The organism is Saccharibacillus sacchari DSM 19268 (genome assembly GCF_000585395.1).
Classification (GTDB): Bacteria; Bacillota; Bacilli; order Paenibacillales; family Paenibacillaceae; genus Saccharibacillus; species Saccharibacillus sacchari.
In genome coordinates, this window is the sequence record NZ_KK073875.1 from 5904535 (window position 1) to 5929973 (window position 25439).

The window sequence follows — 25439 nt, forward strand, 5'->3', positions numbered from 1 at the left end:
TCCGCTTATGCTTCCGAAACTTCAATCCGCGGATTCATGCCGAATGATCGTTTCGCGGCCTCCGCGGTCTGTTCGACAAGCTGTAAAACCAGTCCCAGCGACGCCGTTTGCAACGCTTGATAAGGCTTGGGGCCATGACTGTTAACGACCGCCGCGATGCTGTAGTGGCCCACCGGAGCAAACGAGCCTTTCATCGCCCCTGCAGGTGTTAAAGCGCTTCGGGTCGCTATTATTTTCCCGATCGATCCAGGTTTCCCCAAACAGGCATCAAACGCGACAATGGTCAGTCCATCCGGTAGCGCAGATACAATCTTCTCCAGGTTAGTCGCATCGCAAGGATCTTCCAATGTGCCGACAACGCGCGGAAATCCTGCGGCTTGCAATCGGCTGCCCACGAGCGGACCAAAAGCATCGCCGCTTGAGCGGTCCGTGCCTATACATAAAAATAGAAGTTCGTCCGGGCGATAACTTGCCGCGACTTCCGCAAACAGTTCACGGAAATCCGCAAAGCGATCCGCCCGCCTCTCCTCGCCGGTCTTAGCCCATACCGATTCGCTTATACTCACTATTCATTCCCACCTCTTGCACTGTCTTCCCTTACATAAAGATCGCACTTCGATTTTATCGCACTTGTAGGGGTTTCTGCAAAAAAGGATGAGTCGGCAGTCGGTTCGTGCTACAATGAGGAATCATGAGCCGTCGAAGCCGCGCATTTTTTCCGATCTCCAAGGTGACGAAAGCGCATCAGTCTCCTCGACGAATTGCCTGCCGGAAGGAGATTATACATGGATTTGTCCAACAAAACCCAGGAAAATGTGGAGTACATGATCGAAGAAATCAAAAATAAGCTTCGAATGGCTTCCGGAGCGGCGATGCAGCCGTCTTCGTTTTCGGTCGACCAGTACGATGATATTTTTGACGTATACGATCTGATCATGAACAAACCTAACCTTAGCATTTCCGAAGTTGAAGCGATTGCCTCCGAACTGGGGCGTCTGCGCAGAAAATAAGCAGACAAGTGCCGTAGACCTCTTAGAACCCGCATCTTTCGTTAAGCCCGGCCTTTTATGCTCTTTTTTGAGCAAAAGGCCGGGCTTTTGCTTTTCCTTGCTTCCGAAATTCAAGCTTACGCCTGCTCTATACCGCACCGCTCTCCATGTTTCAGGGTGAAAGAGGACGTTTATATAGCAATTAAGAGCGGCTGCGCAACTGGACCAAGACCAGGCGCAAGCGAGAAAGCCGGGAGCGGAGGTGAGCCGGATGTGGGGAGTGGTGATTAGCCTGATTATGGCGATCGTCATCGGATTTATCGGAAATGCGTTGGCTGACAACAGGATGCCAGGTGGAATCATTGGGGCTGCCGTTGCCGGGCTTGCCGGAGCTTGGATTGGCAATCTGCTGTTTGGTAGTTTCGGTCCTAACATTGCAGGCTTCGCCATTATCCCGGCTATACTCGGAACGGCGATCTTCGTTTTGATTCTCGGTCTCATTGCTACACTGTTCAGGCGCGCAGCTTAGAAGGTTCAATCTACGGAAGCAGTTAAGCAGATTCAACCACAGCGATCCATGGCCGAACGGCCCATGACTACATTTGAGGAGTGATTTTAGATGAATGAAGCAGAGAGAGATTATCCGGTACAAAGCGGTTCGACTTTTGCAAAGGGTCTTTTGATCGGAGGTCTGATCGGCGCAGCAGCAGCTCTGCTGTTCGCTCCTAAGCCGGGACGTGACCTTCGCAGCGATATCTCCGATCAAATCGGTGTCGCTACGGACAAAACAAAAGGCGCGGCAAGCACAATTGGCCTGAAAGCCAAAGATACCGCTACGGTTGTAGGCGAAAAAGCAAAAACGGCAACCACGGTCGTCAGCGACAAAGCGAAAGCCGCAGCTGAAATCGTAAGCGATAAAGCGACTACATTGGCTCAATCGGTTTCCGAAAAAACATCCAACGTCGTTCAATCCGTACGCAAAAACAGCGCCGACGTTGCCGAATCCGTAAAAGAAGCTTCGGCCGATGTGGGCGAAACGGTAAAAGCCGCTTCTGCCGACGTTGCAAACGAAGCCGCAAAAGCGGACAAGGAAATCATGAAAGAAACGGCTGACAAGGCGGAAGAAACGAAGAATGAAATCAAATCGTTGAATTCCGGTTCGCCAACAGGCGAAAAACCTGTCCTGTAACTCTAAGGAATCTCACCAAAAGCCGGCTGATTCAGCCGGCTTTTTTTATCGAACTCCATTCTCTTTTTCTTCCGTAATTCGATCCTTTATTTCTTCCCAAGTGCCGCGAAGCTCAAGCCTATCCAGATTACTAACATACACGAAAGCGGGGGATTTCCATGTCACCAACCGAAACTCGGCCCAATTCGGGCGATCGTTTCGCTAGCGGCACGATCGAACAAAACGAACGAACAAATGACGGTACGCTCCGTCCGCAGGATTTGTCCAAAGATCATCCGTTTGAACTTCGTCATGAAGTGTCCCGTTTGAATAAGCAGCTGGAGGATATCTCGGTGGCTTTGAAAAAGGGAGACTTCAAAGACCTTGTCGAAAATTATACGGATTGGAAAAGGCGCATAATCTCCAACTTTACCGCCGGCATTGCCAGAGGTCTCGGCTTATCGGTCGGCACTGTAGTCGTGATCGCTTTATTGACCTGGATCGCTTCGGTGATGGCGAGCCTTGGCGTTCCTTACGTCAGCGACTTCTTCGACTATGTCGGAAGCTTGATCCAGCAAGGCCGCAATGGCGCATCTTAAGCGCTGTCGCCAATGTGTATAACAGACAAAAAAGAACGCAAAATGGCCATGTCGTCTTCTCCTTAAAGGGAATAGGACACGGCCATTTTATGATGAACTTGGATCGTTATTTTCATAACGAGGAAGAATTGGACATGATCTGCTTAAGCTTTTCTGTGGCCCGTTTTTGAATTCGGGACACGCTCATTTGGGAAACGCCAAGCTTTTGCGCAATGGCACGCTGCGACTGACCTTCCTGGAAGGCGAGCAGCAGCACTTTCTGCTCCTGCTCCTTCAACTGGCTAAGCGCCTGTTGAAGGTCCATGCGCCGTTCGACAGTATCATAGTCGTTGACGTCCGAACTAATCAACTCGCCGAGCGTTGCTGCGCTTTCCTCTTGAGAAAGCGGAGAATCGAGAGAAACGTAATGGTAGCATTCGCGTCCAGCCAACACTTCCACGGTTTCTTCGACGCTCAAATCAAGATATTGCGCGATTTCTTTGACATCGGGTGAACGCTCCAGACGAACCGTCAATTCGTCGATCGCCTGCTGAACAAGCGCTCCTTTTTCCTTGATTCGTCTCGGCACCTGTATGTACCATGATTTGTCTCGCAAAAAGTTCTTCATATGCCCGATCATACTTTTCATCGCATAGGGCTCAAAAGGAATCCCCAATTGAATGTCATACTGTTGAAGCAGGCGAATCAATGCCATTTGACCAACCTGATACAAGTCTTCGTAAAGATCAGGCCGATTTCTGGCAATCTTGCCTGCGGCCATCTTCACCATCGGTTCATACTTTTTGATCAGTACCGTGGCGATTTCGTTGTCCTTGGTCTGCTGATATTCCCAAATCAAGGACACCGCTTCGGACATGGATTCAGGCGGGGTCACTTTATCATTCATACTTTCTCCTCACTCCTGGTGAGACGCTTGGTCAAAACGACCTGCGTTCCTTTTCCGCTCTCGCTGGCAACGTTAACGTCGTCCATGAGAGCTTGCATCAGATAGAAACCAAGACCGCCGATTTCCACATCATGCAAATCTTTGTCGTGCAGCGTAGGGGCAGTATCGGAAGGTTCGTTGCCCGGCAACGAGAAGCTTACGCCTTCATCCTTGACTGTAATCGTAAGTTCTTCTCTGGTAACGCCAAAGACAACTTCCACTAATCCTCCTTCCTGTCCGTACGCATATAAAACTGAGTTATTGCAAGCTTCCGACACGGCAACTTTCATATCCTCGATGTCTTCATAGGAAAAGCCCATCTTGGACGCGATGCCGTACAGGTTCAGCCGTACAATATCCACGTAGTCGGCGGTAGCCGGTAAGTTGAGGGTAACGGTTTGATCTGCTTTCATGCGTTGTTCGATCCTTTCCTATTGGGAATTCTCTTGGGGTTCAAAAAATTTGGCGATGCCTGTCATGTCGAACAGCTTTTGAATTTGTGTCGGCACTTCTTCTACGCTGAACGAAGCGTTCACGGAATGCCGTGCTTTCAAAATGGACAACAGAATCCCAATCCCCGTACTGTCGATATACTTCAATTCTTTCAAATTGATGGCCAAGTCGACCTTGGAATCCCCTACAAGCGGCTCCATGACAAGACGAAAATCCGGTGCTACGGATAAATCGAGTTCCCCACTCAGGTATACCGTATTTTTTCCTTCTTCAGAAACCGTTCTAGCATTGAACTTGTCGTTTTTATTTGTGGTCATAGACATTCTCCCTAAAAAAATGTTTTCTAAGCTTATTAAACATAAACCAAGCGATTGAAACGAAAGCCGACAGATCCATTCCCGCAAGCCGCAGCCCGAAAAGACACTTGTACCGCTTTAATGAGCGGCTTTTTTTATCGGATAACCACGGTATGCGGACAAGTGACGCGCAATCACTTGCTTGATTCCGGCCATCTTGACCGGTTTGCTGATGTAATCGTCCATCCCGGCTTCAAGGCAGCGCGACTGAATGTCGTTCATCACGTTCGCCGTCATCGCTACGATCACGGGACCTGCTCCCGCCGGGAACCGTTCCCGAATTTTTCTCGTTGCTTCGATACCGTCCATCACAGGCATTTGCAAATCCATGAATACATAATCATAAGACTGGTCATCCAACATCTGAAGGGCCTGTTCTCCGTCTTCCGCGGCTGCGGCAGACACATCCATCTTGCCTAACATGCTGAGCATCAGCTTACGGTTAACGGGGTGGTCGTCCACAATCAATACGGATGCGGGAACCGCCATTTCCTCATGCAGTACGTTCAAGGCTTCGTTTCGAAACGGACTGGGCTCTTCGGGTTGAAAAGCTTGAACCTGGATCGTGAAGACGAAAGTAGCTCCTCCTTCGTCCATGGCCTCGACAGAAATATCGCCGCCCATCATTTCGACCAACGTTTTGCAAATGGCCAAGCCAAGTCCCGTACCGCCATACTTTCGAGTCATGGAAGAATCGAGCTGAGAGAACGGTTGGAACAAACGATGGACTTTTTCGGGCGAAATGCCGATTCCCGTGTCCTTAACCGCAAATTCCAACGTCAATCGGTCGTCTTCTTCTGCTCGTTTGGATACGACCAGGTAAATGCCGCCTTGATCGGTAAACTTCACGGCATTCGCCACTAGGTTAATCAGCACCTGCCGCAAACGGGTCATGTCGCCGTATAAGAGCTCCGGCACCGACTCCTCCGTAAAGTATACCATCTCTAAGTTCTTTCGAGTCGTTTCCATCGTAAACAGATTAAAAACTTCGCTAATGCATGTTTTCAGTTCAAAAGGATGCTCTTCAAGCTCCATCTTGCCGGATTCCATTTTGGTGAAGTCCAAGATATCGTTGATGACCGTTACGAGTGCATCCGCACTGCCGCGGATAATCTCCGTGTACTCCTTTTGTTCCGGCTTCAGTTCTGTCTCCATCAACAAGTCGATCATACCGATAACCCCATTCATCGGCGTGCGAATTTCATGGCTCATCATGGCCAGGAACTCCGTTTTCGCCTTGGCTGCGATCTCGGCCGCTTCTTTCGCCTTGACCAGCTCTTCGTTGATCTTCTCCAACTCTTGCGTCTTCTGATGCAGGAGCGTGGTCTGATCCTTCAGACGCTTATTGGCCAAATACATGCTAACGAACCCCTCAATTTTTGATTTCAAAATTTGGGGGATGAACGGTTTTACCATATAATCGATCGCGCCCGCGGAGTAGCCCGCAAACAAATGCTCGGATTCCTTGCTGTTGGCCGAGATAAAGATGATCGGAATATCTTTTGTTTTTTCTCTGGCCTTGACGAGCTTTGCAGTCTCGATGCCATCCATGCCCGGCATCTGCACATCGAGCACAATAACCGCAAATTCGTCTTTCAGCAGGCAGCGAAGCGCTTCTTCGCCCGAAGTCGCCTTCACAAGCGTATAGCGCTCACTCCCCAAAACGGCTTCCAAAGCGAGCAAGTTCTCCGGACGGTCGTCGACCAGCAGGATATGAATGGGCTCTTGAACCACCATGGAATCCCCCTACGCTTTCTATTTAATCTTCCGGTAGATCTTCTCGACCCGATCCAGCGGCTCATAACAGTCACTGAATTGAGTGAAATGAATAGACTCTTTCGAACCGAGAACCAAAATGCCGAAACGGCTGAGGCTCTCATAAAAAAGTCCATGTACCTGATCCCGGAGCGTATCATTGAAATAAATCATAACGTTCCGGCAAAAGATGACGTTAAATTCATTAAAGGAACGGTCGGTTGCCAGATTATGCTCGGCAAAGATGATGTTTTTACGCAGATAAGGTTGAAGCATGACCGAATTGTACTTGGCGGTGTAGTAGTCCGAAAAAGACTGCGTACCTCCGGCTTCCAAATAATTTTTCGTGTATAGCTTCATTTTCTCGATCCCGTAAATCCCTTCTTTGGCCTGCTTAAGCGAACGGTCGTTCATGTCAGTGGCATAAATGCGCGCCTTGTCGTACAATCCCTCTTCATGCAGCAGGATCGCCATGGAATAGACTTCTTCTCCCGTCGAACAACCGGCGTGCCAGATTCGGATGTACGGATAAGTTCGCAGGATCGGAACAACTTCGCGGCGAAACGTACGGAACAATTCAGGATCGCGAAACATTTCGGTGACCGGGATCGAAAGGCTCTGCACCATGCGCTCGAAACAGGATCGATCGTGCAGTACTTTATTTTGAAGCTGGGAGATCGTATCGAGGTTCTCCGCGTGTACATGATGCCAAATCCGACGCATGAGCGACGGCTTGGCGTAATTCCGAAAGTCGTATCCGTATAATCGGTGAACCCCTTCAAGCAGAAGATCCGCTTCAATGGTCTCGCGCTCGCTTAAGTCGGAACCGTTTTCCGGTATAGTCGTTTCCTGAAATCCATCGAATGTCATAGGTTCAACCTCAGCTTATCTAAAAATCGTGTTTAATCTTTGTTTATTACCCAAAATTTTCGTTTACGAATACAACCAAACGCGCATCAACGAAAGAAGCTGTTCCGTTTGTATCGGTTTTTTAACATAATCGGATGCTCCGGCCTCGATACACTTGCTTCGATCTTCTTTCATCGCCTTCGCCGTCAACGCAATGATCGGAATCCGCTCGAACTCGGGCAGCTGCCGAATTCGGCGCATCGCTTCGTAACCGTCCATCTCCGGCATCATCATATCCATCAAAATCAAGTCGAAATCTTGATGATTTTCGAGAATTTCAAGCGCCTCGCGCCCGTTCTCGGCAAAGGTCACATCCATTCGGTAACCTTCGAGCACGCTCGATAACGCGAATACGTTTCGCACGTCATCGTCGACGAGAAGAATTTTCTTTCCTTCGAACAGCGTTTCTTTGTTATGCAGCTTTTGAAGGATTTTCCGCTTGTCTTCCGGCAAGTCGGCTTCGACGCGATGCAGGAACAACGTGGTCTCGTCGAGCAAGCGTTCCGGAGATTTGACGTCTTTGACGATGATGGATTCCGCGTATTGCCGCAGTTTGGTTTCTTCTTTGGCATCGAGGTCTTTGCCGGTATAAATGATGATCGGCAGGTCGCGCAGGCGTTCGTCTTCGCGAATCCGATCCAGCATCTCGAACCCGGTCATATCGGACAGCATCAGGTCCAATACCATGCAGTCGTAATGATGACGCTGCAATTCTTCCAGCGCTTGCGTTCCGGTCGCTACGGCTTTGATCGCCACGTCGTCGTGTCCGATCAACTCGATGATGGCATGGCGCTGCACGTCGTCGTCCTCGACGATCAGCAGATGCTTGAGTCCTTTGTCCGCGTACGAACCGATGGAGGAAAAGGCCCGTTCCAGCCCTTCTTTGTCGGCCGGTTTTTTCAGATAGGCGATTGCGCCCATCATCAATCCCTGCTTCACGTCATCGACGACGGATACGACATGGACCGGAATATGACGCGTCTCGGAGCTGCTTTTCAGCTCGCTCAAGATCGTCCAACCGTCGATTACCGGAAGCTGGATATCAAGAATGATCGCATCCGGCATGCGGCTGCGCGCCGTTTCGAGACCGGTATCGCCTTGTACCTCGACAATCGCTTTGTAGCCGTTGCCGCGCGCCATGTCGCGCAGAATGACGGCGAATTTCGGATCGTCTTCGATGATCAGCAGCACTTTGTCATGCGGGTTCACGCTATCGCGATCGTCTTCGATCTCCGGACGGTGCGGTTTTGGCGCGATCGGTTCGACCGCCGCCGGCTTGCCGCGCTTCGATATCAATCGTTCGTCTGCATCCGGTTGAAGAACCTGCATTGCGGCGTTGGTTTTATCCACCGAATCTTCCCCGGACGCGTAAGTGGTCAACTTCGGCACGTAAAGCGTGAAGCGGCTGCCTCTGCCGTCTTCGCTTTCAAGCTCGATGCCGCCTCCGAGCAGCTTCGCCAGTTCGCGGCTGATCGAAAGTCCCAGGCCGGTGCCGCCGTATTTGCGGCTGGTCGTGCCGTCGACTTGTTGGAAAGCTTCGAATACGATATCCGTTTTATCCTGCGGAATGCCGATGCCGGTATCGATAACGGAAAATTCGATAAATTTCCGCTTTTTCTCCAAATGCTCCGGCAAATGTTCGGGCTTCGCTTCTTGAACCTGGAAGGTTACCGAGCCTTCTGAAGTGAATTTGAATGCGTTGGACAGCAAGTTGCGCAGCACTTGTTTGAGTCGATGCCCGTCGGTCAGCAGCGTGCTCGGCAAATGGGCCGTATCGACTTCGATGTTCAAATCGATGCCTTTTTTCTCCGCGACCGCCGAGAAATTGTTGGCGACGAACGTCGTGATTTCATCAAATTCTACCGGTTCGCGATTTAATTCCATCTTACCTGCGTCCACTTTGGACAAATCCAAAATTTCGTCGATCATTTTGAGCAAATCGGCACCGGACATGTAGATCGTCTGCGCGTATTCCACTTGCTTCGGTTCCAGGTTGCCTTGTTTATTTTCCGCAAGCAGCTGCGACAAAATCAGCAAACTATTTAGCGGCGTGCGAAGCTCATGCGACATATTGGCCAAAAACTCGGATTTGTATTTGCTTGATACCGCCAACTGCATCGTCTGGCGCTCCAGCTGTACCCGGGCATGCTCGACTTCGCGGTTTTTTTCTTCCGTCTCATGCACTTGTTCTTCCAAAGCGCGGGTCTTGGCGATCAACTCGGTATTGAAATGTTCGAGTTCTTCTTGCTGACGCTGGAGCAGTTCTTCGGATCGTTTAAGCGCGTCGGTTTGCGATTCGAGGCTTTCGTTCGAACGTTTGAGTTCTTCCTGCTGCGTCTGAAGTTCTTCCGATTGACATTGAAGTTCTTCGGTCAGCGCCTGCGACTCGCGCAGCAATTCTTCGACGCGCAGGCGTCCGTTGATGTTGTTCAAGATGACGCCCAGGTTGGTCATCAACTGATCAAGCAATTGGCGCTGAAGTTCGTTGAACGGCGTGAGGGAAGCGATTTCGAACACGCCGATGAGTTCGCCTTCCGCCAAAATCGGATGAATCAGGATTTGCGCGGAACGGCTTTCGCCGAGTGCGGAGTGAATATGAATGTACTGTTGGGACGCTTCTTCCAGCACGATGATCCGACGGTCCGCCGCGCTTTGCCCAAGCAGCCCTTCGCCTACTTCGAACGAAGATTTGGATTTGGACGTTTTTCTATCCGCAAAAGCGTACGTGCCGTACAAACTCATTTCGTTCGGATTTTTCACGTCGGCCAAATACAAAGCTCCGTACTCGGCTCCCAACACGGGCGTGAACTCGCTGACGAATGTTTGCGACACCTTTTCCAGAGACATGATTCCTTTCAATACATCGGTGATCCGGGCCATGTTCGAATTGATCCAGGCTTGATTGTTTTGCGCTTCCGCGTAAGCCCGTTCGATCGCCTGCTTTTCTTCGATATCCTCGGCCATCTGCTGGAACACGAGCGCTACGCTGCCGATCTCGTCCTTAGACTTGACTTTAATGCGGCGAATCGCTTTTAAACGACCTTTTCCGAAGCTTGAAATCATCATGGAAACGGTATTCAGCCCTCGGGTCACGCTAGGAACGATCCACATCATGATGCCTAATCCCAGAATGAGGCCTACCGCAAGAAATGCCGTCGTGATCTGCGTGGAACGCGTATAAGCTTCTTTGACCGCATCGACTTCCGACTCGACTTGCAGATCCTGATAGCTCGCCAGTTCGTTGATGGAACTCAATGCCGCACGCTGCAACTCGATGCCGGCGGAATTCCGATAAGCCAAAGCTTCCGCCGTTTCTCCGTTTTCGAGCAGTTGCATCAAATCAGCTTCGTACTTGGAGAAGTTTTCCCAACTTGTTCCCACGTTTTGCACGAGACGCCTTTCTTCCGCCGAGCCCGTCTCGGACGTAATCGAGTCCCAATAACGTTCCGCGCGTTCTTTGGAATTTTCGATAAACAGCCGGCTTTCCGAGAGATTCGATGACTGCCCGCCTAACAGCTGCCCCGCCAACTCTGTAGCAATGCCGTTAATCTCGCCTCTCATCCCGCTGCTATAACGAACTTTCAAATAACGCTCCTGATAAACACGGTCGATCTGATCGTTCATGTAGCTCATTCGGTCGTAGCTCGCTAACGACAACGACAACATAATGAGGAGGAGTGCGGAAAAACCGATGACCAGCTTGGCCTTTATTTTCATTTACTCAGCCGCTCCTTCTTTCAATGAAATCCATACCAGACATTTGTCGTCGTCTTGCTCGGCATCGGGTTCGCCCACGAAAAACGTCTCTTCCATGCGAGGTTTATCGAAGGCGTGTCCCCCTTTAAGGTGAGAAACAAGAAATGCCAACTGATCTTCCTGTTCGCCGTCCACTGCTTCAAGCAATCCGTCGGTGTAAAGGACCAGATGGCTTTCGTCTTCGTAAGAAACGGTTTGCGGTTCCGCATCGATTCGGTCAAACAATCCTACCGGGTGGGAAGAACGCTCCAACTTGACCACTTCTTCGCCGCGGAACAACAGTCCCGGAGGATGACCCGCGTTTACATAATCGATTCGCTTGAAACGAGTATCGACGACCATGTAAATGGCGGTGAAGTAATACTGAATCAATTGATTTTCGATATGCAATTGATTGAAGCGACGGTTCAGCTCCTGAATGACTTTTTCCGGGTCCACATAGGTCACGACCGTATCTTTCAGTACCGAAGCGATAAACATGGTAAACAACGACGAAGAGATGCCGTGTCCCATCATATCGAGCAAAATGATGCCGTAGCGCCCGTCTCCCAGCGGATACCACGCATACAAGTCTCCGGCCAACTCGAACGAAGGTTTGTACAGAGCATCGATTCCGATATTCTGGTCGTTGACGGGAAGGCTTAATACGGCGTTTTGAACCATTGCCGCAAGCTTGAGCTCGTCTTGAATACGCTGATCGCGCTCCTTGTGCCAGTCTTTTTCCTGCTTCAGACGCAAAGCAAGACGAATGCGGGCCATCAGCTCAACTTTATTGATGGGTTTGGTCACATAGTCGCCTGCCCCGGCATCGAGAGCTTCGGCCAACTTTTTGGAATCGCCTACGGCGGTCACCATAATAATAGGAATATCGCGCAAGTGCTCATACGTTTGAACAATACGGCAAGCTTCGATTCCGTCCATCTCCGGCATCATCATGTCCAGCAAAATCAGATCGATGTCCGAATGTTTCGTTTTCACTTGCGGGTCGAGATCGGCTACTCCAAGAATGGCGAACATTTCCCGGGCGGAAGCCGCAATCTCGATGTTTCGATATTCTTCTTTTTTCAAAATTTCGCGAATAATAATGACATTGGTAGGATTGTCGTCGACAACTAGAATCTTCATAATCCTCTCCCTCTTGCGTTAACCGCTTTATAATACTGGATCTCTAACCTTATCCAACCTGTTTATCAACATCTTGTAAAAGATTCCACAAACATAGATAAGGAATGGGACGCAAGGTTCCCATTCCTTATCTATACCTCGAATCCGCCAAAAGGCGGCAAATCGATAAGGGAGGCGCTCCCGTCCTTCAGATCGCCGGTGTCAGAGCGACAACCAAAACCTTCCCCGTCTCAAGTTGTTCTTCATAATACGCAGATTCCTCTTCGGAAAAACCCATGCCGGCAATGCGTTCACGCAATTCTTCTGCACTGGATCTGAAGATTTGCGTTCCTTTCAGATCAGGCTCGTTCGAATGGGAAAGAATAGGCTGGACTCCTGCGGCTTCAGCCGTCAGTTCCGTATGACCGTCGTCATACGCAAGGACAAACAATTGATCGCCGGTATAACCCGTCATTCGAAGTTCACGAATCGTTTCGACCGCTTGAATGCCGTTTTCTACAATTTTCGCATAAGCCTTGGCATTGGCAGCATCCATAATTTACGCGCGCTCCTTTGCAAATAGCCATAAAACGGGCACAAACAGTTATTTACCCGCATAGCCGGAGTTTGAATCATGTTATACCGAAGTATTATCAAATAAATCAACACTGCGAACTTCGCCGCTTAGAGGATCGATAAATACTTTGATTGCCTGTCCGTCATGTTCATAACCGAAGCCGTCATCTGCGGTGAAATCGGGCATGCCCAGTTGTTCCCGAATTTGATCCGCATCCATCGGCAGTTCGCGGCCGTTAAGATTAAAATGACCCGTACTGCCCGGCACCGATACGTAGTAAATCCAATCTTCATAAGCTCCGACTTTCACATTCCCGTAATTGTGTTCGTCTCCGGCCATATAGGCGGAAGTTTTGTCGGAAGCCTCGCCGTACAGGCGATCTGCATCTTGGATACGGTCTTGAAGAGTGAGTCCATTCAGCGTCTCCAAACCTGATTGGGACGGATAGGCAGAAACCGAAAGTGGTTCGGAAGCCGTAAAAGCGGATGTAACAATCGTCGGCGCGTTCACCGCAGCCGCGGCATGAGAAGGAGCAAGGTCCGGCGTCGAAAAAGAAGATAACATTCCGGTTAGCAGCATCATGATCGTAAACATTGTTCTCATCCTTTCGTTTCGCTTCAAGGACTCCGGCAGCCTAACTTTACGCGGTCCAGTGACGCACAAACGACGATTGTTCCTTTTTTAAATGGAATTACGCAAGCTTAACGGCGGAATTTCTGCCATACCGCGGCGCCTGTGTCGATCCATTTCACAACCTTTTGTACGCCTACGCCTTCTCCGCTGCGCCCTTCCGTTCCATAGGTCGCTTTATAGCTTTGGACTGCCGGGCTTTCTTCGGATTCCGGAAGCAATGCCGCGCCTCCGTTTTCCCGTTTTTGCTTTTCTTTGTTTTCGCGATGGTGTTTGGCTTTTTCGATCATGCGATGCGAATATTGTTGGCTGACCAGAGTAACTTCATTCAGAAGCTGCCCCAGGTTTTTAACCGATTCCATGACCGGATCCAACTGCTTCAGCTTGTGGTTCGCGTCCAACGTAATATCGTTGGTATGACGAATGATCTGCTTCACTTCGTAAGTCAACTCGTCCATCGTTTTCTGTACTTCTTTCAACGTCTGCGCCGTATTTTCCAGCGTCTTGGTTCCGGCCTGCAGTGTTTTGATCAAGAAAATGACAAGCACCGCAAAAGCCACCGCTACAATCACCAAAGCCCATTGCCAAACCACATGTAAAACCTCGCTTTCTCTACACCCATTATTTTGTTTGCCTTCGAAACTTCTCTTGCTTTACTGCATAGTTACCCTGAGCTTTTTTGCACGAAACAAAAGAGAAAATGCATGCGTTACCATACGAGTAAGCATTGTTTCAATATGAAAACGCCAGGTTAATTGGAGTCTACGAGACAACGGAAACGAAAGCCGAACACGTAACGAATTCCTTCTATTATTAATATAATGCCAAGGATATTCAAAACTTCTTTGCTCCTTTCGATCCCGTCGGGAAAGAAAGTTTGCTATGAAGGCGCGTAGGGTATTCGTTTCTGCATCGGCTTTAATTGATTCGTGGCGTTTCATGTTTTTAAAATTTGAAAAAGGAAGGTGACACTCATGTTGAAATGGTCTTTGGTGTTGCTTGTCATCGCGGTCGTGCTGGGAATTTTCGGATTCGTCGGCATTATCGAAGCGGCAGCAGCGATTTTCAAAGTTTTGTTCTGGGTATTTTTGGCTCTGTTCGTTATTTCTTTGTTCTTCGGCCGCGGACGATCTGGACGATCTACCCGGTAACCAACGAAAACAAGGTTTTGTTTCCTAGCCGCTCCTTCGGGGGCGGTTTTTTATTTTTATTTTCACTCCTTTTTTATGTAAGCTTGCGAATAATAGTTGCTTGAAAAAGAAGCGAGCAACCATTGCTGCTACAACGATTATAGCAACTTTACGTAGTTTGACCTAATCTCTTACTTCTATGAGACAAGTTACGATTCTGTTATTTTTTTTAGCAAGGTTGGTTCATTACTCAAACTAGGGTTTATTTTTATAGCAGGACGGAGCAAACAAGCTCCCAAACAAAGAGGAGGACTACCTTATGAAAAAATTATTCACTACACTTACGGCATCGGCTCTGCTGATGGGCAGCTTGGCAACAGCAGCTTCGGCAGCTGAAGTAACACCTGCACCGACAGAACCGGCACCAGGCACGACTACAGCGACAGAAACGACTCCTGACGCAGTTTCCGGTTCTGTAACTTCTACTGTAAGCGATTCGAATTTCATCGGAAACAACCGCGGATTTTCGATTCCTAGACCTACAGGCTGGGACGGTAGCGTAAACACTCAAGAATACACTGCAGCTCAACTGCAAACAATGGGCGAAAACGGCGTTTATCTCGTCAACTTTACATATACCCCTGAGACTGCCGATGCGAACGGCATGAAGACTCCGGTCACTTTCGCTTCGATTCGCGGGTATGACAAAGCGGCTTGGGACGCAATGCCGAACAAAGATCAAATGGGTACGCAACTGAACGATAACGGAAACGTTATTTATGTCTTGAAGCCGGTTACCGAAGCTCAATTCAGCAATGCTGCTGACTTGGAACGTTTCAACGCTCTGGCTCAAGGCCTGACGAACACAACGTCCGGTTTTACTACCAACGTTCCTACTGCTCCTTCGACTACAACGATTCAAGGCGGGATTCCAGTAACTAACGATCCAGCTAAAATCTCGACAAACCCGACTCCGAACATCGAGTTGACCAGCATGACGCCGTTCTACAAATCCCCAGGCGGCACGATGATCGGTTACCTCGGACCGCAAAAGCTTGATACGACGGGCAATGGTCAAACCGACCCTGCCAGCGGCCAATGGGTAGAAATCTACACTTGGATGGGTCTGGCTTGGATCGTAGTCGAGTAATCGATTTCTTTCCTAACAAAACTTCCACATCAAGAAGCTCTGGCATTTGCCAGAGCTTTTCTTTTTTTCATCTTGTCCCGTCGGGTGAAAGCGGATAATATAAAGAAGAAATCCGCAGTCGCACGGCATTCGTTTAGGGATGTCGGATCAGACTGCGCTAGCGAGGAGGAGTTCCGCATGACCGAAGAAAAAGGAACCCGTAAAGTCGATCTAGCCGAAGCGATTCGCAATAAGCTGGAGCAAAAGAAGCAACAAAACGGTTCAAACAAAGGCGGCTTCCATGGTAACGAAACCAAAAAGCTGACAACCCAAAACAACAAAAAAGTTAATAATCAACGCCGCCGTACCGGAGGATCTTAAACCGACCTTTCGCGTAAGCAGCAGCAAAAGCCCGATATCGGCATATGCCGATATCGGGCTTTTTCAGTATTCACGTCCAAGGCGTGTCTTCAACCCTCGATGGAAGCAGGTTTTACCGAATTTCAGCAGATTTGAAGACACGCCCTAAAGTCGAGAAAGTGCAGCCAATCCGACTTCTGCATTTTTTAATACGCGCGAAAACAAAAAAAGCCGCCCGGACGACAGGATATACTCCTTGTCCAAGGCAGCTTTCGACGTTATTGAAGTCAACAATTTATACTTGTACCGCGTACATACGATTGCGAAGCTCTTTCACTTCTTCGCTCTCCAGGTACTCGTCATACGTCATTACGCGATCGATCACGCCATTCGGCGTAATTTCGACGATGCGGTTCGCGATCGTTTGAATGAACTGATGGTCATGGGAAACGAACAGCAGCGTGCCGTCGAAATCGATCAGGCCGTTGTTCAGCGCCGTGATGGACTCCAGATCCAAGTGGTTGGTCGGTTCGTCCATGATGAGCGCGTTAGCGCCGTTCAGCATCATTTTAGCCAACATGCAGCGAACTTTCTCGCCGCCGGACAGAACGCTGGCTTTTTTCAGGCCTTCTTCGCCCGCAAAGAGCATGCGTCCAAGGAACCCGCGCAGGAACGTCTCGTCCTGATCGTTGGAATACTGACGCAACCATTCTACCAGGTTCAGATCCACGCCGTCGAAGTATTCGGAGTTGTCTTTCGGGAAATACGCTTGGGTCGTCGTTACGCCCCATGTGTATTCGCCGCCGTCCGCTTCCTGCTCGCCCATAACGATATCGAACAGCGTCGACTTCGGCAGGCCATGAGGACCAACGAAAGCAATCTTGTCGCCTTTGTTAACGACCAGATTGAAGTTATCCAATACTTTTTCGCCTTCGATCGACTTGCTCAGGTTTTCGACGGTCAGCAATTGCTTGCCTGCCTCGCGCTCCGGCTTGAAGTTGATGAACGGGTATTTGCGGTTCGAAGGACGGATATCGTCCAGCGAGATCTTTTCGAGCTGCTTTTTACGCGACGTCGCTTGCTTCGATTTCGAAGCATTCGCGGAGAAGCGTTGAATGAACGCTTGCAGTTCTTTGATCTTTTCTTCTTTTTTCTTGTTCTGGTCGCGAACGAGACGCAATGCCAGTTGGCTGGACTCGTACCAGAAGTCGTAGTTGCCGACATATAGCTGAATCTTGCCGAAGTCGATGTCCGCGATATGCGTGCAGACTTTGTTCAGGAAGTGACGGTCGTGAGATACGACGATGACGGTGCCTTCGTAGCCCATCAGGAAGTTCTCCAGCCAGTTGATCGATTCGATGTCCAAGTGGTTGGTAGGTTCGTCCAGCAGCAGGATCTGCGGATTGCCGAACAACGCTTGAGCCAACAGGACGCGGACTTTCTCGTTGCCGCTCAGCTCGTCCATTTTCTTGTCGTGCATATCGCGTACGATACCCAGACCGATCAGCAGCGCGGCAGCATCGGATTCGGCATCCCAGCCGTTCAATTCCGCAAAGTCGCCTTCGAGTTCGCCGGCACGGATGCCGTCGGCTTCGGAAAAGTCGCTTTTCGCATACAGCGCGTCTTTTTCCTTCATGATCGAATACAGACGGCTGTGACCCATAATTACGGTCTCCAGCACTTGATATTCATCGTATTCGAAGTGGTTCTGTTTCAGTACGGCCAGGCGTTCGCCCGGCGTGATCGACACTTCGCCTTGGTTGGCTTCGATTTCTCCGGAAAGAATCTTGAGGAAGGTCGATTTACCTGCGCCGTTGGCTCCGATCAAGCCATAACAGTTGCCCGGGTTGAATTGAATGTTGACGTCTTCGAAAAGTGGTCGCTTGCCGTAGCGAAGCGTAACGCCGCTTGTGCTAATCATGTGCATTCCCATCCTTTATTATAAACTTTTTGCTTAACGCCGATTACGCGCCGCAAAACCTGGTTCTTCTTGAAAGTCTGATGTTCTTTTCAAAAGCTTATTATAGCATAAAACGGGCATCTGTAAGGCGTTCTCTGACGGTTTTCCGGTAAAAATTCGTTCATCACGAACGTTAGCGCCAAAATCCGCCCCGGCATATACCAAGGCGGATCATTTCGGCTTATTCAGTAACTTACAGCGACTAGGATTCGATAACCTTCTGCTGCGCGTGGACAATCATCGTCTCGCCGTGGATCATCAGCTTGATGCAATCCCTGGATGTTCCGGTGCGCAGCCGCTCAGCTTCCAGACGCGCCAATGCTTCTTCGGCGGTGTCGTCGGAAAGCTTGAACGTCCCGTAATGCATCGGAATCATGATCTCGGCACCGACGTCGCGAAACGCTTGCAGCGCTTGCTCCGGATTCATGTGCTGCGGCCCCATAAACCACTCAGGCTCGTACGCACCGATCGGCATTAATGTGATATGCACGCGGAAACGCTCGCCGATCTCTCGAAATCCCGCGAAATAACCACTGTCTCCGGCAAAATAAACCGTCGGCGGAAGCGGATCTCCGTCCGAGGATACATTGGCGTTCAACGAGTCATTCCAACGCCCGCATTTGGCCTTGTCCGCAGATTCGATTGACGAGGGGTCTGCATGGCGTTCATACGTCAGGTTGTCGCTTTCTCCTACGACGGTTGCCGCCGTTTCCTTCACGGCATCGACGGGCTCAAGCACAAATCCGCCCCAATGCGACGTATTCGCGTCAAACAAAGTCCGACGCGTCCAATGCTGGGTCGGCACGAAAGTGATTCTCACGCCTTCGACCACGATTTCCTCCCACCAAGACAACTCGATGCATCGGGTAACCTGCTTGCGGGCCAGCTTTTTTTTCAGACCGACCGGCACAATGATTTGCGTCTTGGGACTTTGCAGTTTGCGAATCGAAGCGATGTGCATATGATCGTAATGGGAGTGCGAAATCAGAATCAGATCAATCGGCGGTACTTTTTCGATCGGAATCCCCGGCTCGGTCAACCGCTTGCCGATTCCCATCCGCTTGGCCCAGATCGGATCCGTCAAAATGTTCAGCCCGGCATATTGAATTAAAAAGGTTGAGTGCCCCACCCAGGTGATGGTCACATCGTCGCGATTATCCGTCAGGTAATCCAACTTAGCCGGCTGACTTGGAATAATATAAGAATAATCGCGCTTCTTCCGTCTGCGATGCAGATGCCGATCGCGATGTTCTTTGAGCGTTTTCCCCATCGGGGTATTGTTTGCGTTCAAGTATTTGACCTTGGGCATATCCGTTCCTCCTTCTCAAGACTGCCTCTCTATCCCATTACCCTCTCTTTCCTTATATCGACTAAGAAAGCGTAATTTTTTTGTAGACCTGTCTGCTCGCTATTGTGACATTTATTATTGCAGCGTGTAAAATAGAATAGAACCTTGTCAACACTAGGCGAACGTAAACCTCTGATTGAGTTGACAAAAGAGTCCAAGGAGGTCTGATTGCCCATGAAAATTAAATTGATCGAACCTACCCCTAGCCCAAACACGATGAAACTTCATCTGGACGAAACGCTGGAAGCGGGTATCCGAAAAACATACACGCTTGAAAATGAACGTTCCGCACCGCCGATCGTCGCGCGGCTGCTGCATATCGAAGGCGTGAAAAGCGTCTTCCACACGGCTGACTTTATGGCGATCGACCGCAAAGGCGGCGCCGATTGGCCCGCGATCCTTTCCGGCGTGCAGGAAGTATTCGGCACGCGCTTCGAGCAGCCGATCGATTCGGACATCGAAGATGCGGCCGGACACTTCGGCGAAGCTCAGGTTTTCGTCCAATTTTTCCGCGGCATTCCGATGCAAATTCGAGTCAAATCCGGTTTGCAGGAGGAACGGATCGGCCTTGCGAAGCGCTTCGTCGATGCGGTAACCGAAGTCGCAAGCGCCACGATGATCAAAGAGCGCAAATTGACCGACTACGGCGTGCGCTACGGCGACCTGCCGGACATCGCCCGCGAAGTAGAACAAGAACTCGAAGCCGCTTTCCCGCAGGAACGCCTCGAGCGCGTCATCAAGCAGGCGATCGCCCACGGAGCCAAAGCCGAGGAATTTGTGGAACAACGTCGCGAATGGTCGCAAGCCGAGATTGAGGAAACGTTGAAAAACGAAGACTGGCGCCGTCGCTACTCCGCACTGGAAGCGATGGAAGTCAGCATGGAGAACCTCCCGTTGATCGAACAAGCATTGAACGACGATAAAATGCAAATTCGCCGCCTTGCCGTCGTGTATCTCGGCGACCTGAAAACTCCGGAAGCGATGCAGTTGCTGTTCCGCGCCATGAAGGACGGTTCTCCGGCCGTGCGCCGCACCGCGGGCGATACGTTGTCGGACATCGGAGACGATTCCGCTACGCAAGTCATGCTGGAGTCATTGACCGACGGCAGCAAAATCGTGCGTTGGCGCGCTGCCCGCTTCTTGTACGAAGTCGGAACCGACGCGGCACGGGACGCTTTGGAGCAAGCCTCCAACGATCCCGAGTTCGAGGTCGGGCTTCAGGCACGCATGGCTTTGGAGCGGATCGATTCCGGCGAGGAAGCCGCAGGCACGATCTGGCAGCAGATGGCGAAAAGCCGTCAAAAACCGATCGAGTCTGTTTAAGAAGGACAATAAATTCCTGGTTTCCCTTAAATCATGCGCAGCTGTCAAAGGATTGTGCGAAATAGGGTTGCTCCATCATGGACAATCCCGTATACTGTGAAAGTTGTTCGCCCTGCGGATCGCAGGGCTTTTTCCCTTTAACCGAATAGTTTTCCCCTCATCGCACCGAGATCGAACTGGTGATGAGGTAGAGGTTGCGGTGGCGATCAGTACACCGGAGGAGGCGCAGCAGAGCGCCGATGATCCCGGCCGGAAAGGCGCACCCGCCGAAGCACGGCGTTCTCTGAACTGAACCCCGTGCTGGGACCGTCTCCGAAAGGAACGGAACTGTCACCTGCCGTAAGGCGGGTGTTGAGCTATCTTCACGAAACGAAGCGCGTTTGCGATGCGGAATTTGCCATGCCGGCGGACCCGCGTCTGTCGGCTTTTTGCCGTAGCCTTCTTTTCGTGATAACCAAACCACACGAGGAGAGTTGAATCATCATGAAAGCTTCACCGCAAAAAGTACCGCGCACGACCGAATTGAAAAAAGGCCTACAGGCCCGACATATGACCATGATCGCCCTCGGCGGCGCGATCGGCACCGGATTGTTCCTTGCCAGCGGCGGCGCGATCTCAAGCGCAGGCCCTGGCGGGGCACTGCTCGCTTATGCCGCAGTCGGCATCATGGTGTACTTCCTGATGACCAGCCTCGGCGAACTGGCGACCCATTCGCCGGAACCCGGATCATTCAGCGCCTATGCCGGACGCTATGTCGATCCGGCTTTCGGCTTCGCTATGGGCTGGAACTATTGGTACAACTGGGCCGTTACCATTGCGGCGGAACTCGCGGCTGCAACGCTGATTATCAAATACTGGTTCCCGGACAGTTCTTCGTTTCTATGGAGCGTATTGTTCCTGGCGATCCTGTTCCTGCTGAACGCGCTGTCCGTACGGGCTTACGGCGAAGCCGAATATTGGTTCGCCCTCATTAAAATCATCACCGTTATCGTCTTCCTGGTGATCGGCGTGGCCATGATTTTCGGCGTTATGGGCGGCGAAGCGGTCGGATTCAGCAACTTCACCGTCGCTTCCGCTCCTTTTAACGGCGGATTCTTCGCCTTCCTGGGCGTATTCATGGCCGCCGGCTTCTCGTTCCAGGGTACCGAGTTAATCGGCGTAGCGGCGGGCGAAAGCGAAAACCCGAAGCGCAATGTGCCTCGCGCGATCAAACAGGTATTCTGGCGCATCCTGATCTTTTATATCCTCGCGATCTTCGTCATCGGCCTGCTGATTCCGTATACCGATCCGAATCTGCTGAGCAGCGATCTGGATCAAATCGGAACGAGTCCGTTCACCTTGGTGTTCGAACGCGCCGGCTTTGCTTTCGCGGCAGCCGTCATGAACGCGATCATCCTGACTTCCGTCCTTTCCGCAGGCAACTCCGGCATGTACGCCTCGACCCGGATGCTGTACGCGCTGGCCGTCGAAGGCAAAGCGCCGAAATTCCTTGCCAAACTGACCCGCGGCGGCGTGCCGATCAACGCGCTGATCGTAACGGCGGCCGTCGGCATGCTGGCGTTCCTGGCTTCCTTCTTCGGCGATGGCGTCGTGTATACGTGGCTGCTGAACACTTCCGGCATGTGCGGCTTTATCACCTGGGTCGGCATCGCGATCAGCCATTACCGTTTCCGCCGCGCTTTTATCAAACAAGGACACAGCCTCGACGAATTGCCGTACCGCGCGCGCTGGTTCCCGTTCGGACCGTTGTTCGCTTTCGTGCTCTGTCTGTTCGTCATCGTCGGTCAAAGCTTGTCCACGATTGAAAACGGCACGGTCGACTGGATGGGCTTGATCGCGACGTACCTGAGCGTTCCGCTATTCTTGATTCTGTGGTTCGGCTACAAACGAGCGAAAGGTACCAAAGTCGTCCCACTGGACCAATGCGATGTCAGCGGTCGTGACGATCTGTAATCTTACTGTCCTTCTAACATTGCGCAAAAAGAGCCTTCGGTTCCGGATTTCCGGCCAAGGCTCTTTTTTTCAAACAAGGCGATTTCGATTATTTCCAATATAGCGTAACTTGCCAGTTGTTCGATCCGCTGAGCGATTTGCTCGTATACCCGATCGGCGATACTCCGTAGCCATACAGCGTCAACAAATCGTTTTTCAACTTCGTCTTCGTTCCTTGATAGCGGAAAGTCAGGCTGCTTTGTCCGTCTTGAGCCGCTTCCTGCACGATCTTCTGCAAGATAGCCGCCGTCGACACCACGCTGCTGGAAGATCCCGTATAGCCCAGCGTCGCACGCAGTTCTTTTGCACCGGTTACCCCTTTGGCGATCAGCAGATCCAATGTTTCGTTGTAGGGAGTCACGGCTTTGGGATAATTCGCTGTTTTCCACGTATGATCCTGCTTCAACTGCGTATCGGTAACGAGGTAATACGAGGTCGAGACGCGATCGCCGCGATCCGGTACCGGGTCATCCCAAGTCGTATCGATCTGATACCATTTGCCGTCCAGCTTCACCATGTTCCAGGCATGCGCTTCATCTCCGACATAGCCTTCAACGATGTTCGACTCGAACCCCGCCTGGGTCAGCATGTCGTACGTGAGCAGCGCGTATCCCTGACACACGGTGCTTCCCGTCTTGAGTCCTTCGTACGCCGTGAATTTGGAAAGCGTCGTATCGTATTTAAGCGTGCGCACGACCCAATCGTGAATCGCTTTGACCTTCAAATGATCGTTCATATCGTCCGTGACGATCTCTTTGAGCGCGGCCGCGACTTGTTTGTGCACATAAGCGCTTTGCTCCGCCGTCTCGCGATACGTCAGTTTGACCTCGGCCGCAGCCGAAGAGTTGTTGCCGCGAAGCGAATAGGCATAGCCTTTCATCGTGTAGTGAATATAAGGATCTTGAGCAATCGCCTCGTCCAACGCGGGTTCGATCGCTTTTTTGAGTTCATTAATGCCGCCCGCATAGGTTAGCTTCACGCTATCCTTATGAGCCGACAATGCTTCGAACAATTGCGCTTGCAATTGCTTCTGCGCCTGAGTTTGCGATACGGTTGCCGCGCTGACCGTAGGCGTGAGCGCCAGCGGCTGGAACCCTCCGAGCGTCCCCCCCGCCACCAGTGCGAGAGCGGTGCTCATCTTCAATAGCTGCCTTTTTGCGTTTCCCTTCATGTGCCTGCATTCTCCCCTTCATTGACGAAAGTTTCTATTTCCTTTATCGGCATCCGGACCGGAGAACTGTAACGGATCAGCGAACGGATTTACAAAAGATCAAAAAAAGCCCCTCTATTTATTATGAACGTCTTCCGTCAAAAAGCAACTTCCCCGCCTCTCCCCTTCAATCCTGCATGGACACGGCAAAAAGCCGATCTCCCCGTATCGGGAAATCGGCTTTTTGCATCGAATCAAGTATGCAGAAACTTGTTTCTTATAGATCGCCGCCGCGGAACGCCGCCAGCTTGCGGTTCAGTTCGGCGGTCTGACCGTATACGTCTTGGTAGACATCGAACAGCTTGCTGTACGTTTCGGCACGCTGCGCGTCCGGCGTATACGTTTTGGCTTCGCGAATGAATTCGCGCGCGCAGTCTTGAAGACTCTCGAACCAGCCGCTGCCGAATGCCGCCAGCATCGCTGCGCCCATTGCCGGGCCTTGTTCGCTTTCCAGCTTCACGACGTCCGCGCCGAAAACGTCTGCCTGCATTTGCAGCCATTCCCGGTTTTTCGCGCCGCCGCCGATCGATACGACTTTGTCGACGGTTTTGCCGGCTGCGCGCAGGATATCGATCGACTCGCGCAGCGAGAAGGTAATGCCTTCCATGACGGCACGCGCGAAGTGCGGAAGCTTGTGGCTGGCGTCGATGCCGATAAAGCTGCCGCGAATATCGGCATCCGGGTGCGGCGTGCGCTCGCCCACGATATAAGGCGTGAACAGCAAGCCGTTAGCCCCCGGCGATACTTCGCCGATTCCGGCAAGCAGCTCTTCGAACGAAGCTTCCCCGCCGAACGTCTCGCGGAACCATTGCATGCTGTAACCCGCCGCCAGCGTGACGCCCATAATATAGAAGGCATCTTTTTCGCTGTGGTTGAAGAAGTGGACTTTGCCTTCGAAATCCAGGTCGCGGCGCGTCTCGTACGACAGAACCACGCCGGACGTTCCGATGCTGCACATTGTCTGGCCTTCGTTCAGGATGCCCGCGCCGATCGCGCCGCAAGCATTGTCCGCGCCGCCCGCGTAGATGCGCGTTTTTTCCGTCAGTCCGGTTGCGCTCTGCATCTCGGGCAGCAGCGAGCCGGTGTCGTCGAACGACTCAACGAGTGCCGGGAACAAAGAAGGCTTAAGACCGAATGCTTCGCCGATCTCTTCGCTCCATTTTTTGCCGCCGACATCCAGCAGCAATGTGCCGGCCGCGTCGGAGTAGTCCATCGCGGCGTTCCCGGTCAGGCGAAGACGCACATAGTCTTTCGGCAATAGGAACAGCGAAGCTTGTTCCAAAATTTCGGGTTCGTGTTCTTGCACCCACAGGATTTTCGGCAGCGTGAAGCCTTCCAGTGCGCGGTTGCGTGCGACTTTGAGCAGCTTGTCGCCGAGTACCTGTTCGATCTTGCGGCACTGCGGCGTCGTGCGCGTGTCGTTCCAGAGGATGGCGCGGCGCAGCGCGCGGCCGTCTTCGCCGACCAGCACAAGGCCGTGCATTTGGCCGGAGAAGCTGATGCCTTCGATTTCTTCGGCTTTAACGCCGGACGAAGCCAACAGGTTTTTGAGAGAAAGGATCGTTTTCTCGACCCAGTCTTCCGCTTCCTGTTCGCTGTAGCCCGGTTTCGGTTGGTAAAGCGGGTAAGCTTCGGATTGTTCACTGACGACCGTACCGGTCTTGTCGACGAGTACGGATTTGACGGCGCTTGTGCCGAGGTCGATCCCGATAACGTAACTCATGATTTTCCTCCTTCGGATAGGGAAACTGAAAGGCGTGAAACCT

The 25439-nt window shown here is 51.3% G+C and carries 24 protein-coding genes and 1 riboswitch; of the genes, 9 read left to right on the forward strand and 15 right to left on the reverse strand.

Going from position 1 to position 25439, the window contains the following annotated elements:
- Positions 1-5 precede the first annotated feature (5 nt).
- Positions 6-566, reverse strand: a complete 561-nt coding sequence (gene yyaC, locus SACSAC_RS25755; RefSeq protein ID WP_037291367.1) for a spore protease YyaC — start codon at positions 564-566, stop codon at positions 6-8.
- A gap of 219 nt (positions 567-785) precedes the next feature.
- Here yyaC and SACSAC_RS25760 point away from each other — a divergent pair, with 219 nt between their 5' ends.
- From SACSAC_RS25760 to SACSAC_RS25775, 4 genes are all read left to right on the forward strand, one after another.
- Entirely contained in the window at positions 786-1010 is a 225-nt protein-coding gene (locus SACSAC_RS25760) for a DUF1128 domain-containing protein (RefSeq protein WP_037291369.1), read from the forward strand.
- A 250-nt stretch (positions 1011-1260) separates the two neighbouring features.
- Positions 1261-1518, forward strand: a complete 258-nt coding sequence (locus SACSAC_RS25765) for a GlsB/YeaQ/YmgE family stress response membrane protein (protein ID WP_037291371.1) — start codon at positions 1261-1263, stop codon at positions 1516-1518.
- Between the two features lie 90 nt (positions 1519-1608).
- Positions 1609-2178 (forward strand): YtxH domain-containing protein, encoded by a 570-nt coding sequence (locus SACSAC_RS25770; protein WP_037291372.1) that lies wholly within the window; start codon positions 1609-1611, stop codon positions 2176-2178.
- 158 nt (positions 2179-2336) lie between these two features.
- Positions 2337-2756, forward strand: coding sequence for a DUF5665 domain-containing protein (locus tag SACSAC_RS25775; protein ID WP_245608706.1), 420 nt, complete (start codon positions 2337-2339; stop codon positions 2754-2756).
- A gap of 112 nt (positions 2757-2868) precedes the next feature.
- On the opposite strand, the gene SACSAC_RS25780 is transcribed toward SACSAC_RS25775, so the two are convergent.
- From SACSAC_RS25780 to SACSAC_RS25825, 10 genes are all read right to left on the reverse strand, one after another.
- A complete protein-coding gene (locus tag SACSAC_RS25780) occupies positions 2869-3642 on the reverse strand; it encodes a sigma-70 family RNA polymerase sigma factor (protein ID WP_037291373.1) in 774 nt (257 codons plus the stop codon).
- Entirely contained in the window at positions 3639-4094 is a 456-nt protein-coding gene (rsbW, locus tag SACSAC_RS25785; protein ID WP_037291374.1) for an anti-sigma B factor RsbW, read from the reverse strand. The genes SACSAC_RS25780 and rsbW overlap by 4 nt, the downstream gene beginning before the upstream one ends.
- 18 nt (positions 4095-4112) lie before the next feature.
- The gene (locus tag SACSAC_RS25790; protein ID WP_037291375.1) at positions 4113-4451 is read right to left on the reverse strand and encodes an STAS domain-containing protein; all 339 of its coding nucleotides are present in this window, start codon (positions 4449-4451) and stop codon (positions 4113-4115) included.
- A 117-nt stretch (positions 4452-4568) separates the two neighbouring features.
- Complete coding sequence (locus SACSAC_RS25795; protein WP_037291377.1) at positions 4569-6227, reverse strand: response regulator; 1659 nt, start codon at positions 6225-6227, stop codon at positions 4569-4571.
- An 18-nt stretch (positions 6228-6245) separates the two neighbouring features.
- Complete coding sequence (locus tag SACSAC_RS25800; protein ID WP_051507421.1) at positions 6246-7115, reverse strand: CheR family methyltransferase; 870 nt, start codon at positions 7113-7115, stop codon at positions 6246-6248.
- 63 nt (positions 7116-7178) lie between these two features.
- Positions 7179-10871, reverse strand: coding sequence for a response regulator (locus SACSAC_RS25805; protein ID WP_037291378.1), 3693 nt, complete (start codon positions 10869-10871; stop codon positions 7179-7181).
- Positions 10872-12035 carry a PP2C family protein-serine/threonine phosphatase gene (locus SACSAC_RS25810; protein ID WP_037291381.1) on the reverse strand — a complete coding sequence of 388 codons (1164 nt, stop codon included), beginning with the start codon at positions 12033-12035 and terminating at the stop codon, positions 10872-10874.
- 187 nt (positions 12036-12222) lie between these two features.
- The gene (locus tag SACSAC_RS25815) at positions 12223-12570 is read right to left on the reverse strand and encodes a YflT domain-containing protein (RefSeq protein WP_037291384.1); all 348 of its coding nucleotides are present in this window, start codon (positions 12568-12570) and stop codon (positions 12223-12225) included.
- Positions 12571-12651: 81 nt separating this feature from the next.
- Positions 12652-13185 (reverse strand): hypothetical protein, encoded by a 534-nt coding sequence (locus SACSAC_RS25820; RefSeq protein WP_037291385.1) that lies wholly within the window; start codon positions 13183-13185, stop codon positions 12652-12654.
- 107 nt (positions 13186-13292) lie between these two features.
- A complete protein-coding gene (locus SACSAC_RS25825; RefSeq protein ID WP_037291387.1) occupies positions 13293-13814 on the reverse strand; it encodes a DUF948 domain-containing protein in 522 nt (173 codons plus the stop codon).
- Between the two features lie 381 nt (positions 13815-14195).
- Between SACSAC_RS25825 and SACSAC_RS27830 the strand changes: the two genes are divergently transcribed.
- From SACSAC_RS27830 to SACSAC_RS25840, 3 genes are all read left to right on the forward strand, one after another.
- Complete coding sequence (locus SACSAC_RS27830) at positions 14196-14372, forward strand: DUF1328 domain-containing protein (RefSeq protein ID WP_037291388.1); 177 nt, start codon at positions 14196-14198, stop codon at positions 14370-14372.
- Positions 14373-14670: 298 nt separating this feature from the next.
- Complete coding sequence (locus SACSAC_RS27445; protein ID WP_051507422.1) at positions 14671-15501, forward strand: hypothetical protein; 831 nt, start codon at positions 14671-14673, stop codon at positions 15499-15501.
- Positions 15502-15678: 177 nt separating this feature from the next.
- Entirely contained in the window at positions 15679-15861 is a 183-nt protein-coding gene (locus tag SACSAC_RS25840) for a hypothetical protein (protein ID WP_037291389.1), read from the forward strand.
- A gap of 274 nt (positions 15862-16135) precedes the next feature.
- Here the strand turns inward: SACSAC_RS25840 and SACSAC_RS25845 are convergent, their stop codons facing one another.
- Positions 16136-17761, reverse strand: a complete 1626-nt coding sequence (locus tag SACSAC_RS25845) for an ABC-F family ATP-binding cassette domain-containing protein (RefSeq protein ID WP_037291390.1) — start codon at positions 17759-17761, stop codon at positions 16136-16138.
- Between the two features lie 241 nt (positions 17762-18002).
- Positions 18003-19109 (reverse strand): MBL fold metallo-hydrolase, encoded by a 1107-nt coding sequence (locus SACSAC_RS25850; RefSeq protein ID WP_037291391.1) that lies wholly within the window; start codon positions 19107-19109, stop codon positions 18003-18005.
- Positions 19110-19322: 213 nt separating this feature from the next.
- Here SACSAC_RS25850 and SACSAC_RS25855 point away from each other — a divergent pair, with 213 nt between their 5' ends.
- Positions 19323-20471, forward strand: coding sequence for a conserved virulence factor C family protein (locus tag SACSAC_RS25855; RefSeq protein ID WP_037291394.1), 1149 nt, complete (start codon positions 19323-19325; stop codon positions 20469-20471).
- A gap of 180 nt (positions 20472-20651) precedes the next feature.
- Positions 20652-20838, forward strand: a riboswitch (Lysine riboswitch).
- 116 nt (positions 20839-20954) lie between these two features.
- On the forward strand, positions 20955-22424 hold the full coding sequence (locus SACSAC_RS25860) for an amino acid permease (RefSeq protein ID WP_051507423.1): 1470 nt from the start codon (positions 20955-20957) through the stop codon (positions 22422-22424).
- 88 nt (positions 22425-22512) lie between these two features.
- Here the strand turns inward: SACSAC_RS25860 and SACSAC_RS25865 are convergent, their stop codons facing one another.
- Positions 22513-23634 carry a transglutaminase domain-containing protein gene (locus SACSAC_RS25865; protein ID WP_051507424.1) on the reverse strand — a complete coding sequence of 374 codons (1122 nt, stop codon included), beginning with the start codon at positions 23632-23634 and terminating at the stop codon, positions 22513-22515.
- 256 nt (positions 23635-23890) lie between these two features.
- Positions 23891-25396 (reverse strand): xylulokinase, encoded by a 1506-nt coding sequence (xylB, locus tag SACSAC_RS25870; protein WP_037291396.1) that lies wholly within the window; start codon positions 25394-25396, stop codon positions 23891-23893.
- Between the last annotated feature and the right edge of the window lie 43 nt (positions 25397-25439).

Excerpts from the sequence above, each read along its gene's own strand:
- SACSAC_RS25780 (WP_037291373.1), bottom strand. The coding sequence starts at position 3,642 with ATGAATGATAAAGTGACCCCGCCTGAATCCATGTCCGAAGCGGTGTCC.
- SACSAC_RS25770 (WP_037291372.1), top strand. The coding sequence starts at position 1,609 with ATGAATGAAGCAGAGAGAGATTATCCGGTACAAAGCGGTTCGACTTTT.
- SACSAC_RS25865 (WP_051507424.1), bottom strand. The coding sequence starts at position 23,634 with ATGAAGGGAAACGCAAAAAGGCAGCTATTGAAGATGAGCACCGCTCTC.
- rsbW (WP_037291374.1), bottom strand. The coding sequence starts at position 4,094 with ATGAAAGCAGATCAAACCGTTACCCTCAACTTACCGGCTACCGCCGAC.
- SACSAC_RS25815 (WP_037291384.1), bottom strand. The coding sequence starts at position 12,570 with ATGGATGCTGCCAATGCCAAGGCTTATGCGAAAATTGTAGAAAACGGC.
- SACSAC_RS25790 (WP_037291375.1), bottom strand. The coding sequence starts at position 4,451 with ATGACCACAAATAAAAACGACAAGTTCAATGCTAGAACGGTTTCTGAA.
- SACSAC_RS25850 (WP_037291391.1), bottom strand. The coding sequence starts at position 19,109 with ATGCCCAAGGTCAAATACTTGAACGCAAACAATACCCCGATGGGGAAA.
- SACSAC_RS27830 (WP_037291388.1), top strand. The coding sequence starts at position 14,196 with ATGTTGAAATGGTCTTTGGTGTTGCTTGTCATCGCGGTCGTGCTGGGA.
- SACSAC_RS25855 (WP_037291394.1), top strand. The coding sequence starts at position 19,323 with ATGAAAATTAAATTGATCGAACCTACCCCTAGCCCAAACACGATGAAA.
- SACSAC_RS25820 (WP_037291385.1), bottom strand. The coding sequence starts at position 13,185 with ATGTTTACGATCATGATGCTGCTAACCGGAATGTTATCTTCTTTTTCG.
- SACSAC_RS25765 (WP_037291371.1), top strand. The coding sequence starts at position 1,261 with ATGTGGGGAGTGGTGATTAGCCTGATTATGGCGATCGTCATCGGATTT.
- SACSAC_RS25845 (WP_037291390.1), bottom strand. The coding sequence starts at position 17,761 with ATGATTAGCACAAGCGGCGTTACGCTTCGCTACGGCAAGCGACCACTT.
- SACSAC_RS25775 (WP_245608706.1), top strand. The coding sequence starts at position 2,337 with ATGTCACCAACCGAAACTCGGCCCAATTCGGGCGATCGTTTCGCTAGC.
- SACSAC_RS25800 (WP_051507421.1), bottom strand. The coding sequence starts at position 7,115 with ATGACATTCGATGGATTTCAGGAAACGACTATACCGGAAAACGGTTCC.
- xylB (WP_037291396.1), bottom strand. The coding sequence starts at position 25,396 with ATGAGTTACGTTATCGGGATCGACCTCGGCACAAGCGCCGTCAAATCC.
- SACSAC_RS27445 (WP_051507422.1), top strand. The coding sequence starts at position 14,671 with ATGAAAAAATTATTCACTACACTTACGGCATCGGCTCTGCTGATGGGC.
- SACSAC_RS25805 (WP_037291378.1), bottom strand. The coding sequence starts at position 10,871 with ATGAAAATAAAGGCCAAGCTGGTCATCGGTTTTTCCGCACTCCTCCTC.
- SACSAC_RS25760 (WP_037291369.1), top strand. The coding sequence starts at position 786 with ATGGATTTGTCCAACAAAACCCAGGAAAATGTGGAGTACATGATCGAA.
- SACSAC_RS25860 (WP_051507423.1), top strand. The coding sequence starts at position 20,955 with ATGAAAGCTTCACCGCAAAAAGTACCGCGCACGACCGAATTGAAAAAA.
- SACSAC_RS25810 (WP_037291381.1), bottom strand. The coding sequence starts at position 12,035 with ATGAAGATTCTAGTTGTCGACGACAATCCTACCAATGTCATTATTATT.
- SACSAC_RS25795 (WP_037291377.1), bottom strand. The coding sequence starts at position 6,227 with ATGGTGGTTCAAGAGCCCATTCATATCCTGCTGGTCGACGACCGTCCG.
- SACSAC_RS25840 (WP_037291389.1), top strand. The coding sequence starts at position 15,679 with ATGACCGAAGAAAAAGGAACCCGTAAAGTCGATCTAGCCGAAGCGATT.